This is a genomic window from Pseudosulfitobacter sp. DSM 107133 (assembly GCF_022788695.1).
Lineage (GTDB): Bacteria > Pseudomonadota > Alphaproteobacteria > Rhodobacterales > Rhodobacteraceae > Pseudosulfitobacter.
On the sequence record NZ_CP085156.1, the window covers coordinates 196,243 to 210,082 of the forward strand.

A 13,840-nucleotide genomic window follows, 5' to 3' on the forward strand; every position below is an offset into this window, starting at 1 on the left:
TTATAGAATTCTGCCTGAAAGATTGCGTATTTACCGCGGCGAAAGCTGCCGAAAGGCGCCTGTCCGCAGCATATTTCGCTGCATGTCCCCAGCTTTCAGGCAGAAGATTGTGCCGCATTTTCAGGCTCTGAGGCAATATATGCGTCGACCGGCGCAGGGCGCACGGGCGGCTGGCCACGCAAACGGCCCACCTGCGCGGGGTGCAGCCCGGCCTGCGCGGCTATCACCTCGGCGCCGGCAAGCTGGCAATACCGGCCCTGACAGCGCCCCATGCCAACCCGTCCCAACGATTTGGCGCGGTTCGCTTCCGGCCCCGAAAGCGCCAGCGTTGCGCGCAAGTCGCCTGCGCTGATGCTTTCGCAGCGACACAGCACTGTCTCATCAGGCAAGGCGCGCACCATTTGCGCGGGCCAGGGAAAACCGCGCTGCATGGCCGTTGCAAACCGCTCCATGCGGCCAATGGCCTTTAGCGTGGCGCGGGCATCGGGCGCAGGCAGCCCCGCGTCGATCAGACAGGCCGTTGCCGCCAGCCTGCCCGCCAGTTCGGCCCCGTCAGCGCCAAGAATGCGCAGCCCGTCACCGGCCAGATACACGCCATCCCCGCCGCGCCCGAACGCATCGGTCCGGGGCAGCCATTGCGCGCTGGTCTTGTCCCAGTCAAAGGTCACGCCTGCCAGATCGGCCAGATGTGTTTCGGCCCGCAGGTGCCAGCCCATGCCGACCATGTCACAGGCGCTGACCCGCGCACGCCCCTTTGCATCGCGCCAATGCATGGCAACCGGTCCTGTGGCGTCTGTCTCGATCCGGTCCAGCTGAACGCCTGCATGATACCGCCGCCCAAGCTGCGCGCGCAACGACAGCCCCCGCAGCGCCACGCCGGGGCGTGCCAGCGCCATGCCGGCAAACCCGCGCGCCTGTGTGCGCAGTGTCGACGTGTCCAGCACCGCCGCAACCCGCGCGCCCGCTTTCAAAAGCTGTGCCGCCACCAGTGTCAGTAGCGGACCGGACCCGGCCAGCACCATGCGCCGCCCCAATGCAACGCCCTGCGCCTTGAGCGCAATCTGCGTGGCGCCCAAACTGTAGACCCCCGCGCTTTGCCAGCCCGGAACCGGTGCCAGACGGTCGGTGGCGCCGGTGGCCAGAATGACCCTGTCATAGGCGATGGTATGTACCCTGTCGGCCTGTAAAACCTGCGCCTGACCTGCCCCCAGCCCAAGCACCGACGCGCGCATGTGATAACCAAGCTGCCCCAGCCCCAGCATCTGTTCAAAACATTGGTGCAGCGCATCGGCCTTTGCCGCCTCTGATCCATACAACACCTTGGAGGAGCGCTGGAAATTCTCGGGCGGGCGGCGATAAATCTGCCCGCCGGCGCGCGCGCCTTCGTCAACCACAACAGGATGCAAACCCGCCGCAACCAGCACTTGCGCCGCGCGGATGCCCGCAGGCCCCGCCCCCACGATCAGCACCCGCGTCATAGCAGATGCCATTCATCAGGCGCGTCGCTCAGCAGGCGCATCCCCGCCGCCAGCGGCGTGGAACAGGCACGCAGGCGGGGGCCGGTTTCCTGCCAGACCCAACAGTCCTGACAGGCGCCCATCAGACAGAACCCCGCGCGGTTTTCGGCCCCGAACTCTGACCTGCGCAGGCTTTTGCGCACCATCAGGATTGCCGTCAGCACCGTGTCCCCTTCCAAAGCGTCAAAGGGCAGACCGTCCAGATGAAACGACACCGGCGCGCGCCCAGTTTCGGCCAGCCGGACGATCTGCCCGCTCATTCTGCGGCCTCTGCCGAGGCTGGCAGCTGTGGCAGGTCGGCAAACCGCGCGCAGGTTTCGGCAAATGCGGTATCCACACCCTCGGCCCCGCTGCGCCCTGCCATCCGGCGAAAGATTTCGGTCTTGGCAAAAAAGCGCCAGTGGATCGGCAATGCCGCCAGAATATCCGTCAACCGGTCATAGGCCGCCGCGTTCCACTGCGCTTCGTAGCCATCGCGTTCGGGACCATAGTGGAAATGCGCCGCATGTGTCGGCATCGTAGCGCGCAGCGCCTCGGTCGCCGCCTCGTCAACTGCACCCTTGTCCAACACGACCCCGTATTCAGCCTGTGCCACAGATGCCGAAACATAGCCCCGCGCCACATCCTGCGCCACGCGCCACGCCGCCCGCTGCAGGGGATCGCCGCGCCCGCCACCCCCGGCCGAGCGGATCTCGATCACATCGCCAGGTTGCAATATCGCGGTGTCCCTGGCACCCAGGGGACGTTCGGCGTTGCTGTCGGGGTTGATGACCATATCGGCCAGCCCGCCCGCATGGCCGCCCAGCACGCCCCACGGGCGAAAGAACGACCGGTCGCGGTTGCGCGCGGTGATGCGCGTGTCGGGGGCAAAGACCCTGAACGCCATCTCGGTCGCCAGACCGCCGCGCCAGTATCCGGCCCCGCCACTGTCGCGCGCCAGCCCGTATTTCACGAATTCCACCGGCACTTCGGTCTCGGTGATCTCGATCGGCGTGTTCTTGAGATAGGCCGCATCCGCCCCCGATCCGTTGGTGCCATCGCGGTGCGGCATGCCGCCGCCACCGCCCACCACCGGGTTGATCGCGGCAATCACGGTTTTCTGCGTGCGCTCGTCACGGGTCATGACGTTGACGATACAGTTGTTGCCCGCAGGCGCCGCCGGCATCCGGTCGGGAATGGCCTGCGAGAATGCGCCAAAGATCACCGACCGCAACCGCGCACAGGTCAGCGACCGCATCCCGACCGCTGCCGGTTCAACCGGGTTCAGAACCGTGCCTTGCGGCGCGATGCAGGTAAAGGGCCGCGTCAGGCCGGTGTTCAGCAGAATACGCGGATTCAGCGTGTACAGCACATAATAGACCCCCACCAACAGGATCGTGTGGCGCGGATCGCCCCCTGACGGGACGTTCAGCGACGATCCAAGCTGCGGATCCGAACCGGTAAAATCCAGCACCGCGCTGTCGCCGTTGATGCGCAGGGTCAGCTTCAACCGGCAGGGATTGGCGTGATCGCTGTCTTCATCCGCATAATCGGCAAACACATATTCACCGTCCGGGATCGCTGACAGGATATCCCGTGCCTGCGCCTCGGCCTGATCCATCAGCGCCGCAACGCCCTGCACAAATCCGGCCTTGCCAAAGCGTGCCGCCATCGCCTGCACTTTGCGCTCGCCCGTGGCCAGTGCGCCGACCAGCGCCTTGATGTCGCCGATGTTCAGCGCAGGTTTGCGCACGTTGGTTTCCATGATCCGCAGGATCTGCTGATCGAAAACGCCCTCGTTCACCAGCTTCATCGGCGGAAAGCGGATGCCTTCCTGATGGATTTCGGTCAGCGACCGCGACAGGGACGCGGGCACCGCGCCGCCCATATCGGTGTTGTGGATATGGCCGCCGGTCCAGGCGATGATCTCATCCTCGACAAAGACAGGCCGCCACAGATGCGTGTCGGGCGCATGGGTCGCGACATGGCCGGAGTACGGATCGTTGGTAAAGGCCACATCGCCGGGGCGATAGTCATCGACCATGTCGATCGCGCGCCCGTAGGTCAGACCCGGATACCAGGTGGCACCCAGCTCCATCGGCACGCCAAAGGTATCGCCCGCCCGGTCCATCAACATGACGGTAAAGTCCTGCGTTTCCTTGACAAAAGCCGAATGGGCCGTGCGGTGCAGGGTCAGGGCCATATTTTCAGCCGCGGCGCGGGCGTGGTTGGCCAGCACCTGAAGGGTCATTTTATCAAACATCGGTGGGCTCCACGAGATTCAGGTGAATGTTCAGATGCTGGTCCGTGCGCGCCTGCGCACCCGAAGGAATTGCAAAGGTGGTGTCTTCCTGCGCCACGATGGCAGGGCCGTCGAACACCGCCCCCGCAGCAAGCTGGTTGCGATCATACAGCGGCACGTTTTGCCAGTCTTCCAGCCAGACCGGAACATGGCGCTGCGGTGTCGCCGCTGCACCGCCGGTTTCGGCATCGGGAAACTCGGGTTTCGGCCCCGCCCCCAAAGCGGACAGTCGCAGGTTCACCACCTCGATCTGCCCGTCGGGGTCGTCGAAATCATAGATCCTGCGATGGGTGTCATGAAAGGCCTGTGCCATACGATCAGGCGCATCAAAGCAATCTGTCTCAAGTGCAACTTCGATTTCATAGCTTTGTCCGGCATAACGCATGTCCGCAGACAACCGCAGCTCGGCTGCGCCGTCATGGCCCTGTGCTTGCAGCCATGCATGACCCTCGGCGCTCAGCGCGTCGAATTCAGCCCGCAGCACCGGCATTGCAGCATCGTCCAGCGGGGCAAAAACCGTGCGGATAAAATCACCACGCAAATCGGCCACCAGCCCGCCAAGCGCCGACACGACCCCCGGCCTGCGCGGCGCGATCACCCGTTTCATACCCAGTTCACGGGCCAGAAACGCACCCAGCATCGGACCGCCACCGCCAAAGGGCATCAGCGCAAAGTCACGCAGATCGACACCGGCCCGCGACGAGAGTTTTTCCACCTCGACGAACATTTCCGAAATCGCAATGTCCAGAATGGCCTGCGCGGTTTCCTCGTTGCTGCGGCCCAGCTGTTCAGCCAGCCGCCCGATTGCCTTGCGCGCCAGATCAACGTCCATGTTCAGCTGGCCATAGGCCATTTCCGAATGTCCAAGCCAGCCGCATACGGCCAGCGCATCGGTCACTGTCGCGGCTTCTCCGCCGCGCCCATAGCAGGCCGGTCCGGGGGCTGATCCCGCAGATTCGGGGCCCACCCGCAACACGCCGCGATCATCCACTGTTGCAATCGACCCGCCGCCGATCCCGATCGAGCTGACCGAAACAGAGGGAATATGCAGCGGAAACGGCCCGATCAGCTCATCGCTGCCATATTGCACCTCGCCGTCCACGATCAGCGCAAAATCGGCAGAGGTGCCGCCGATGTCCAGCGTCAGCACCCGTGCCTCGCCCGCCTGACGCGCCAGCCATGCGGCCCCAATCACACCCGATGCAGTGCCTGACAGCAACATCGACACACAGTCCCGACGCCCTTCGCCCGCGCTCATCAGCCCGCCGTTGGATTTGGTCAGCATCGCCCGTGCCGGCACGCCCTGTCCGGCAAGCCGGTCCTCCAGCGCACTCAGATATCCCGACACCCGCGGATGCACATAGCCGTTCAGGATCGCGGTCGAGCTGCGTTCGTATTCGCGGATCACCGGCCAGACCTCGCTGGAGGTAAAGACGAACAGGTCAGGCGCAGCAGCTTCGATCAGCGCCTTCACCTCGGTTTCCTGTGTGCCGTCGCGCCAGCTGTGCAGCAGGGCGACGATAACGCCCTCGGCTCCGGCAGCTTTGGCCGCTTTGGCCGCCGCCGCCACGGCCTCCTTGTCCGCGTCTGCCGAAACGCTGCCGTTGGCACGCATCCGGGCGTTGACGCCAAACACCATATCGCGGGCAATTAAAGGCTCGGCGCGGTTGCAAAACAGCGAATACATATCGGGCATCCGCAGCCGCGCCAGTTCGATCACATCCTCGAAACCGGCGTTGGTGACCAGCGCCAGCTTGGCCCCCTTGCGTTGCAGGATGGTGTTGATCCCCACCGTGGTGCCATGCACAAACCGGCTGACAGCTGTGGGGTCCATCCCCTCGCGCTCGGCCAAAAGGGTCAATCCGGTCAGCAATTCGGCCCCCGGATCGTCCGGCGTGGTCAGCACCTTGAGCGAGGCGACACGCCCCGAAACAGCCTCAAGCGCACAGAAATCCATGAAAGTGCCGCCAATATCGACACCAATCTTCCAATCCGCTTTTAAGGGCGTGCTGCCATCCATGATGTTGTCCTTTCAGGTACAGGTCTGCGTTGCCCCTAGCTGAGCAGAAAGCGGCAAACCGGTCCAAGACGCATGCAGAGTGCATGCATAAGGCAGACTTATGGGCTGGCGGAAAGCCGGTCCGCACAGACCGCGCGGATCTGGTCGCGCATGATCTCTTCCGCGCGCGACAGCCCCTTGCCCCGCAGTGTCAGCAGTGACAGGGGCAGATCGGGCGCATGGCTAAGCGGGCGGGTGACCACATGATCGAACTGCCCCCAGGGCAGCAGCGAATCCACAACTGCCACGCCCAGACCGGCCTGCACAAACCCCACAGCGGTGATCGACACGTCAATCTCAAGCTGTGGCGCAAACCGCTGCCCCGCGCGGCGTGCGGCCTTGTCCAGTTCATCATGCGGGCGGGTTGAACTGCGGTAGGAAATAATGGTTTCAGCTTCCAGATCGGCGAAACTCACCTCGTCCCGTTCTGCCAGGGGATGCGCCTGCGGCAGCAGGCAGCAGAACGACGTGGCACCCAACCGTTCAACCGCGATGTCCGGCGGCAGATGGTCATCCAACGCAAGCGCCAGCGCCGAATCTCCGGCGCGCAACATCGTGACCAGTGATGAAATCGGCGCCACATTCGAGCGCAGCAAAATATCGGGATGCAACGCGCGATACTGCGCAAGGATCAGCGGCAGCAAAGACATCGCCGGCGGGGCCGACGCCCCGACCCGCACCAGACCGGCGCGCCCCAACCGCAAATCCTGGGTTTTGCGGCGCAACCCTTCCAACCCGCCAAACAGTCGCTCGGCTTCGGGGTATAACTCCAGCGCCTCGGCGGTGGGCCGCAACCGGCCCTTTTCGCGGTCAAACAAGGCAAAGCCCAGCTCATCCTCGCAATGCATCAAAATCTGGCTCAGCGCGGGCTGTGAGATATTCAGCTGCCGCGCCGCTTCTGTCACGGTACCCGCCCGCATCACCGCGGTAAAAACTTCAAGCTGTCGCGCGCGCATGCTGCCCCCATAGGTCCGGCTTATGATATACACCACTTTGCGTCTTTGACGCAGGCCTGTCCTGCCCTGTCTTATAACGATAACCAAAGGATCGGGACAGGGGTTGGCTGTGGATGTGATTGTACTTGGTGGCGGGCTGATGGGCACAAGTGCCGCCTATTTCCTTGCGCATCGGGGCAAATCGGTCACGCTGGTCGACACCGGCCCGATTGGCGCGGGGGCCACCGTGGCCTCCTTTGGCAACATTCGTCGCACCGGACGCTATTTGCCGCAGCTGCCACTGGCGCACCGTGCGCTGGGGCTTTGGAATGACGCCGAAAAGCTGCTGGGACAGGATGTAGAGTTTCGCGCCACCGGCCATCTGCGTCTGATCTTTGACCCCGAAAGCCGGGCCGACATGCGCCGGTTTGCACAGGACGCGCGGCCTTGGGGTCTGGAAATCGAGGAGCTGGACGCCACAGACCTGCGCCGCCGTTTTCCGGGTCTTGGGCCCGACGCCATTGGCGCGTCGTTTTCGCCCGATGACGGCTCTGCCAACCCCCGCCTTGTTGCCCCGGCTTTTGCCCAGGCCGCCGCGCGCATGGGGGTTGAAATACGGCCCAATACCCAGATTCGCAGCATCACACACAGCGACGCGGGTTTTGCGGTAGACACCAGCCGTGGTCGGCTGCAAAGCCCGATATTGCTGAACTGCGCCGGCGCATGGGGCAAGGACATCGCCGCGCGCTTTGGCGAAGACGTGCCGCTGACAACCCACGGCCCCCAGATGGGTGTGACAGAACCCCTGCCCTACAGCATCAAACCGGTGCTGGGGGAATGGTCGCAGGGCCATGGAGTCTATCTGCGGCAGGTCGAACGCGGCAATATAGTTTTCGGCGGCGGTGTGACCCGCACGCCGGTCAACCCCGACCCCGGCCACGCCACGGTGAATCCCGCCTCGCTGGCGCAGCAACTGCTGGGCCTGATCCGCATTCTGCCCGCCCTGCGCAACGTCGCGGTGATCCGGCAATGGTCGGGCTGCGAAGGCTATCTGGCCGATAATCTGCCGGTAATGGGCGCGTCGGGCACCACGCCGGGACTGTTTCACGCATTCGGGTTCAGCGGACACGGCTTCCAGCTTGGCCCCGGCGTGGGCGACGCAATGGCCGAGCTGATTGCAACCGGCATCTGCGACACCCCGCTTGCACCCTTTGACATCCGACGGTTTGCGGTATGACACGCTCAGAACTTCGACACGCTGCCCCATTGGGATTGGTTGAAACGGTCCAGCCGGTATTGCGCCGTTTCGGTGATGGGCGCACGGCCCAGCACCAGATCGGCCACCAGATGCCCCACCCCCGGCCCGATGCCAAACCCGTGGCCCGACAGGCCGGCAGCCAGCGTCAGACCGGCAATGCCAATGTCGTTGTCGATCACCGGCACGCCATCGGGTGTGCTGTCGATATAGCCCGCCCAGCTGGCCTGAACCGGCACATCTGCAAGCGCGGGCAGCAGCTGCCGCGCGTTGGCCAGCGTCTTGTTCACAGTCGCAACCGAGGGGCGCGGATCAAGGATGCGCACCCGCTCCATCGGGGTTTCGCGATCAAGATCCCAGATCGCCATGGTTTCAAACCCCGCTTGCCAGGCCTGCAACCCGCCCGGCACCAGCGACCGCCAGCGTTTGGCGAACATCGGCAGGAAATGTTTGGCTTTGCGGATCATGCGGGGGGTCAGATCAACGTTTCCCTTCCCCGATATCGCCAGCGTGTGCCCGCCGTCGCCGCGCCGTGTCAGCGACACCGCAGCCGTGTGCAGCGCGGGCGGCAGCCCTTCGGCTCCCGGCGCCACGGACAGGATCGAACTGCGCACCGACGCCTGCGGAAAGAAAATGCCGGACTGGTGCAAAAAGCTGCCCGCCCATGCGCCGCCCGCCATCACCACCTGCGACGTGCGGATAACGCCGCGTTCGGTCACAACCGCAGAAACGGCCCCGGCTTCGGTTTCGATACCGCGTGCGGCACAGCCTTGCAGCACGACACCGCCATGCTGCATCACACCGCGCGCAATCAACGGTGCGGCGCTGGCGGGATCGGCAATGCCATCGCTGGGCGACCAGACGCCCCCGGCCCAGCTTTGCCCGGTGGCAGCCCCCCTTTCGGTGGCCTCTGCGGCGCTGAGCATGCGGGTATCGACCCCTTCGCCCCGCGCAAACCGGCCCCATGTGGCCCAACCGTCGATCTCGGCGGCGTTATTGGACAGATACAGCAATCCACAGCGGCGAAAGCCCAGGTCGGCCCCGATGTCCCTGGCCATATCCTCCCACAGGGCCAGACTGCGCGTCGACAACGGAAGTTCACGCGCGTCGCGGTTTTGCTGACGGCACCAGCCCCAGTTCCTGCTGGACTGTTCGCCGCCCACACGGCCCTTTTCCAGCAAGACCACCTTCAGGCCGGACCGTGCCAACCAATAGGCCGCACTTACCCCCACAATCCCGGCACCGATCACCACGCAATCTGCGGCATCGGGAATTTCGTCATTCGTCGTCAATTTCATCAAGGGGGCAGGCATTGTATTCTCCGCACTTTTGTCCGAGCCTAAACCAGGTCGCCCAGCCGCTTATGCCGGATAGCCGCCTGACAACGGCATATCCTGTCGAAAGCAGTTGACCTGAACAGTTTGCTGGCATTTCACACACGCTATAAGGTCTAAAGATCGAGAAGGACTGAACATGACTCTTCGCCACAAGCTGGACCGGATCGACCTGAAGATTCTCACCGAACTACAGGGCAACGGGCGCATCACAAACGCCGAACTGGCCGAGCGGGTGCACCTGTCGCCCTCGCCCTGTCTGATGCGGGTGAAAAAGCTGCAAAAGTCGGGGTATATCACCGGCTACGCAGCCCAGATCGACGTGGCGATGCTGGGCGAAACCCTTGTTGTCTTTACGGAATTCACCCTGACCAACCACCGCCAGATCGACTTTGCCCGCTTTCAGGAAGCGCTGGAAAAGCTGGATTGCTGTGTGGAATGTTACCTGGTTTCGGGCGGCTACGACTATCTTGCGAAATTCGTGACCTCGTCGATTGCCGACTATCAGAACATCATCGAGGCCCTGATCGACCGCAACATCGGTATCGACAAATATTTCAGCTTTGTCGTGATGAAAACACCCTTTGCCAAGACCCAGATTCCCCTGACCCACCTGTTCGAAGATCAGGTCTGAAATGCGCCAGGCTCTGGACCCATTAATCTTACATACTCAGCGGCTATTTCACGAAATTGCAAGGGTTTGGGGCGCACAGCCAATAGTGGTTCTATTTGCAAGCGACCCAAACCCTTGAGATGAAGTGAAATCGCCGCCCGTCGCTCCGTAGGAGCGCTTAATAATATTGGCACGCCTTCGGCGTGACGGGTTTGACGGATTTTCCCGCAGCCTTCGTCACATCTGCTTGAAATAGAACCACTATTCTTGCGCAGATGCTCCTAGTCTGCGAAAAAATCTGTCAAACTGAGCATGTAAGATTAATGGGTCCAGAGCCTAACGGTCGGCAAACTGCGCGACCAGTTCAGGGTCCTGTTCCAGCGCCGACAACCAGCCCGTATCCAGCTGCGGTATCGACGAAATCAACAACCGCGAATACGGATGGGTGGCCTGCGCCGACATGTCGGCAGCGGGCAGCGCTTCGACCACCTTGCCTTTCAGCATCACCAGAACATCATCGCAAATCGCCTCGACGGTTGACAGGTCGTGGCTGATGAACATGTAGCTCAGGTTCAGTTCGCGCTGCAATTCCTTGAGCAGCTCAAGGATCGCCGCCGCCACAACCGTATCCAGCGCCGAGGTAATCTCGTCACACAGGATCAGTTCGGGTTCGGCCGCCAGCGCGCGGGCCAGATTGACCCGCTGTTTCTGGCCGCCCGACAATTCGCTGGGCAACCGGTGACGCATGTTTGCAGGCAGGTGCACCATATCCAGCAATTCAATCACCCGCGCCTCGCGTGCCTTGCCCCGTAGACCGCGATAAAAGGTCAGGGGGCGTCCGATAATCGCGCCAATGGAATGGCCGGGGTTCAGGGCGGTGTCGGCCAGCTGAAACACGATCTGCATACGGCGCAACTGCTCTTTCGAGCGGCTTTTCAGGTCTCCTTGCAAGGCAGTGCCGTTCAGCATGACCTGTCCGGCAAAGGGTGGCAAAATACCCGCCACCGCCCGCGCCAGCGTCGACTTGCCCGAACCCGATTCACCGATCACGCCCAGATTGCGCCCGGGCTCCAGACGGAACGACACATCCTCGAGAATTTTTGCGGTCGGCTCTCCGTTGCGCATGCGCCCGTAACCCGCGCACAAACCGCTGACCTCAAGTATCGGCGTGATGGTTTCAGCCTCGGCTTGCGCTGCCTCGGCCGCACGCGGGGCCGGTTCAAACGCCGACAACAACTCTTGAGTATAGGGGTGGGCCGGTGCCATCAGAATCTGTTCAGCGGTGCCTTCTTCCTGAATTTCACCATTGCGCAGCACAACGATACGGTCGGCAATCTGCGCCACAACCGCAAGATCATGGCTGACGTAAACACCTGAAATGTCGCCCTGTTTCATCACCGACTTGAACGCCCGCAACACTTCGATCTAGGTGGTCACGTCCAGCGCCGTGGTCGGTTCGTCAAAGATCACCAACGACGGGCTGCCGATCAACGCCATCGCCGCCGAAAGCCGCTGAAGCTGGCCGCCAGACACCTGATGCGGATAGCGGTGCCCGATCTCTTCGGGGTCGGGCAGCGCCAGCGCGCGGAACAGTTCCACCGCCTTGGCCTGTGCCTCGCTGCGCGACATCAGCTTGTGAATGGCCGAAATCTCGATCACCTGATCCATGATCCGCTTGGACGGGTTGAACGCTGCCGCCGCCGACTGCGGCACATAAGACACCTGCGTGCCACGCACCTTCGCCCGCGCGCGGTTGCCCATCGCGGTAATGTCGGATTCACCGATGCGGATCGTACCGCCGTTAATCTCGCAGCCGGTGCGGGTGTGCCCCATCAGCGACAGCGCAATCGTGGTCTTGCCCGAGCCTGACTCTCCGATCAGCGCCAGAATTTCCCCGGGCGCAATGTCAAAGCTGACGCCCTTGATGATCTTGACCTTGCGGCCGGAATCCGTTGTGGCACCGATTTCAAGGTCCCGAACGCTCACAAGAGGGGTCTGTTGCATTATTCGCTCCTGTCGCGGATTCGGGTGGGCAGATTGTTGATGAACATGTTGACCGAAATCGTCAGCGACGCGATGGCGACCGATGGAAAGATCACCGCAGGCGCGCCCAGGCTCAGTCCTTCGATGTTCTCACGCACCAGTGCGCCCCAGTCTGCATAGGGCGGTTGCACACCCAGCCCCAGAAACGAAAGCCCCGACAGAACCAGCACGATAAACACAAAGCGCAGGCCCAGATCGGCCAGCACCGGACCCAGAATATTGGGGAAAATTTCACGCACGATCAGATAGGGCGTCGCCTCGCCGCGCGCACGGGCAACGGTGACAAAATCCATGGTGTTGATGTTGACCGCCAGCGCGCGGGCAAACCGGTAGGATCCGGGCATGTAAATCGCCGTCAGGGTCAGGATCAGAACCGGAATGGACGACCCGACAGCGGCCACAACGACCAGTCCGAACAACAGCGACGGAATGCCGTTGAACGCATCCAGCAGGCGCGACAGGATCATGTCGAACCAGCCGCCCGCAACCGCTGCGATCATTCCCAGCAGCACGCCGAAGGTACAGGCCAGCGTGACCGCCGCCAAAGCGATCCCCACGGTATAGCGCGCGCCCATCAGGATGCGCGAAAAGATGTCGCGGCCCAGATAATCGGTGCCCATCCAGAATTTGGAGGTCATCGGGCCAAAATAATCCCAATCCACGATCTTGCCCGGCGGATGCGGCGCCACCACCGGACCCACCAGCGCAACCAGCGCCCAGAACAGGATCACGACAAGGCCGATCCGCCCCACCCAGTTAAAGCTGAATTTGGCGCCTTTTGGCGGGGCAATCTCGGCTTCGGCAGAATTCTCAAAAGATGTCATCAGCGCAACCTCGGATTGGACAGGATGGCGATCATATCCGCCAGCGTAATCAGGGACAGGTAGCTGACACAAAAGATCATGGCGCAGGACTGGATCAGCGGCAGATCACGGGTCGACACCGCATCGACCATCAGCTTGGCCACACCGGGATAATTAAAGATCGTTTCAACGATAATCACGCCCCCCACCAGATAGCTCAGCGACAGGGCCACCGCGTTCGCAATGGGCCCCAGCGCGTTGGGCAATGCATGCACCAGCACCATACGCGACCGCGATGCGCCTTTCAGCAGCGCCATTTCGACATAGGGGGTGTTGATCGTGTCGATCACCGCCGCGCGGGTCATGCGGATCATCTGGGCGGAAATCACAAACGACAGCGTAATCACCGGCATCGCATAGGCCCGCAGCATCGCAGAGAATGAATCGACATCCGCGCCATAGCTCAGCGCCGGCAGCCAGCCAAGCCAGACCGCAAAGATCAGCACCGCCAGCGTTGCCACCATAAACTCGGGAACCGAAATCACCGAAATCGTCACCAATGTCACAATGCGGTCAAAGAGTGATCCGCGCCACATCGCAGCCCCGATCCCAAGGCTCAGCGCAACGGGAACTGACAACAGCGTTGTCACCGCCGCCAGCCGCAGCGAATTCACCAGACGCCCGCCAATCAGCTGCGCCACATCAATGTTGTTCACGTAAGAGATGCCCAAATCGCCATGCAGCAAACCCGTCAGCCAGCCGACAAACCGGCTGAGCGCGGGTTCGTTCAGCCCCATGGCTTCGCGCAGACCGGCCACAGCGTCAGGGGTTGCGGCCTGCCCCAACAAAATCTCGGCCACGTCGCCGGGCAGCATTTCCGTGGCAAAGAACACGGCGAATGACACGATGACCAGCGTCACCAGCGCGATCCCAAGCCGTTGGGCGACAAGAATCCAGGGTAAAAGCGATTGCGGCACAAAAGCACCTCGTTCTGTTGGGT

At 62.6% G+C, this 13,840-nt stretch carries 10 protein-coding genes and 1 pseudogene; 2 read left to right on the top strand and 9 right to left on the bottom strand.

Features of this window, described 5'->3' with window-relative positions; genetic code table 11:
- Nucleotides 1-95: 95 nt before the first annotated feature.
- From DSM107133_RS20965 to DSM107133_RS20985, 5 genes are all read right to left on the bottom strand, one after another.
- Complete coding sequence (locus DSM107133_RS20965) at nt 96-1,490, bottom strand: NAD(P)/FAD-dependent oxidoreductase (RefSeq protein ID WP_114293782.1); 1,395 nt, start codon at nt 1,488-1,490, stop codon at nt 96-98.
- Nucleotides 1,475-1,777 carry a (2Fe-2S)-binding protein gene (locus DSM107133_RS20970; protein WP_114293781.1) on the bottom strand — a complete coding sequence of 101 codons (303 nt, stop codon included), beginning with the start codon at nt 1,775-1,777 and terminating at the stop codon, nt 1,475-1,477. Before DSM107133_RS20970 ends, DSM107133_RS20965 begins: the two co-directional genes overlap by 16 nt.
- The gene (locus DSM107133_RS20975; RefSeq protein ID WP_114293780.1) at nt 1,774-3,759 is read right to left on the bottom strand and encodes a hydantoinase B/oxoprolinase family protein; all 1,986 of its coding nucleotides are present in this window, start codon (nt 3,757-3,759) and stop codon (nt 1,774-1,776) included. The genes DSM107133_RS20970 and DSM107133_RS20975 overlap by 4 nt, the downstream gene beginning before the upstream one ends.
- Nucleotides 3,752-5,818: a hydantoinase/oxoprolinase family protein gene (locus DSM107133_RS20980; protein WP_114293779.1), complete on the bottom strand. Its 2,067-nt coding sequence runs from the start codon at nt 5,816-5,818 to the stop codon at nt 3,752-3,754. The genes DSM107133_RS20975 and DSM107133_RS20980 overlap by 8 nt, the downstream gene beginning before the upstream one ends.
- 98 nt (nt 5,819-5,916) lie before the next feature.
- On the bottom strand, nt 5,917-6,846 hold the full coding sequence (locus DSM107133_RS20985; RefSeq protein WP_240310545.1) for a LysR family transcriptional regulator: 930 nt from the start codon (nt 6,844-6,846) through the stop codon (nt 5,917-5,919).
- 76 nt (nt 6,847-6,922) lie between these two features.
- On the opposite strand from DSM107133_RS20985, the gene DSM107133_RS20990 reads away from it, so the two are divergent.
- Nucleotides 6,923-8,029 carry an FAD-binding oxidoreductase gene (locus tag DSM107133_RS20990; RefSeq protein WP_114293896.1) on the top strand — a complete coding sequence of 369 codons (1,107 nt, stop codon included), beginning with the start codon at nt 6,923-6,925 and terminating at the stop codon, nt 8,027-8,029.
- Between the two features lie 5 nt (nt 8,030-8,034).
- Here DSM107133_RS20990 and DSM107133_RS20995 read toward each other — a convergent pair whose 3' ends face one another.
- Nucleotides 8,035-9,360, bottom strand: a complete 1,326-nt coding sequence (locus tag DSM107133_RS20995) for an FAD-binding oxidoreductase (RefSeq protein WP_114293778.1) — start codon at nt 9,358-9,360, stop codon at nt 8,035-8,037.
- A 160-nt stretch (nt 9,361-9,520) separates the two neighbouring features.
- Between DSM107133_RS20995 and DSM107133_RS21000 the strand changes: the two genes are divergently transcribed.
- Nucleotides 9,521-10,015: an Lrp/AsnC family transcriptional regulator gene (locus DSM107133_RS21000; protein ID WP_114293777.1), complete on the top strand. Its 495-nt coding sequence runs from the start codon at nt 9,521-9,523 to the stop codon at nt 10,013-10,015.
- Nucleotides 10,016-10,330: 315 nt separating this feature from the next.
- On the opposite strand, the pseudogene DSM107133_RS21005 reads toward DSM107133_RS21000, so the two are convergent.
- The 3 genes and pseudogenes from DSM107133_RS21005 to DSM107133_RS21015 form a co-directional block, all read right to left on the bottom strand.
- Nucleotides 10,331-11,998 (bottom strand): annotated as a pseudogene (locus tag DSM107133_RS21005) (ABC transporter ATP-binding protein).
- Nucleotides 11,998-12,861, bottom strand: a complete 864-nt coding sequence (locus DSM107133_RS21010; protein WP_114295364.1) for an ABC transporter permease — start codon at nt 12,859-12,861, stop codon at nt 11,998-12,000. The pseudogene DSM107133_RS21005 and the gene DSM107133_RS21010 overlap by 1 nt, the downstream one beginning before the upstream one ends.
- Nucleotides 12,861-13,817: an ABC transporter permease gene (locus tag DSM107133_RS21015; protein ID WP_162792162.1), complete on the bottom strand. Its 957-nt coding sequence runs from the start codon at nt 13,815-13,817 to the stop codon at nt 12,861-12,863. The genes DSM107133_RS21010 and DSM107133_RS21015 overlap by 1 nt, the downstream gene beginning before the upstream one ends.
- Nucleotides 13,818-13,840: the final 23 nt, after the last annotated feature.

What these genes read in the sequence shown, in the direction of transcription:
- DSM107133_RS21000 (WP_114293777.1), top strand. Translation starts at nt 9,521, where the DNA reads ATGACTCTTCGCCACAAGCTGGACCGGATCGACCTGAAGATTCTCACC.
- DSM107133_RS20965 (WP_114293782.1), bottom strand. Translation starts at nt 1,490, where the DNA reads ATGGCATCTGCTATGACGCGGGTGCTGATCGTGGGGGCGGGGCCTGCG.
- DSM107133_RS20980 (WP_114293779.1), bottom strand. Translation starts at nt 5,818, where the DNA reads ATGGATGGCAGCACGCCCTTAAAAGCGGATTGGAAGATTGGTGTCGAT.
- DSM107133_RS21010 (WP_114295364.1), bottom strand. Translation starts at nt 12,861, where the DNA reads ATGACATCTTTTGAGAATTCTGCCGAAGCCGAGATTGCCCCGCCAAAA.
- DSM107133_RS20975 (WP_114293780.1), bottom strand. Translation starts at nt 3,759, where the DNA reads ATGTTTGATAAAATGACCCTTCAGGTGCTGGCCAACCACGCCCGCGCC.
- DSM107133_RS20995 (WP_114293778.1), bottom strand. Translation starts at nt 9,360, where the DNA reads ATGCCTGCCCCCTTGATGAAATTGACGACGAATGACGAAATTCCCGAT.
- DSM107133_RS20970 (WP_114293781.1), bottom strand. Translation starts at nt 1,777, where the DNA reads ATGAGCGGGCAGATCGTCCGGCTGGCCGAAACTGGGCGCGCGCCGGTG.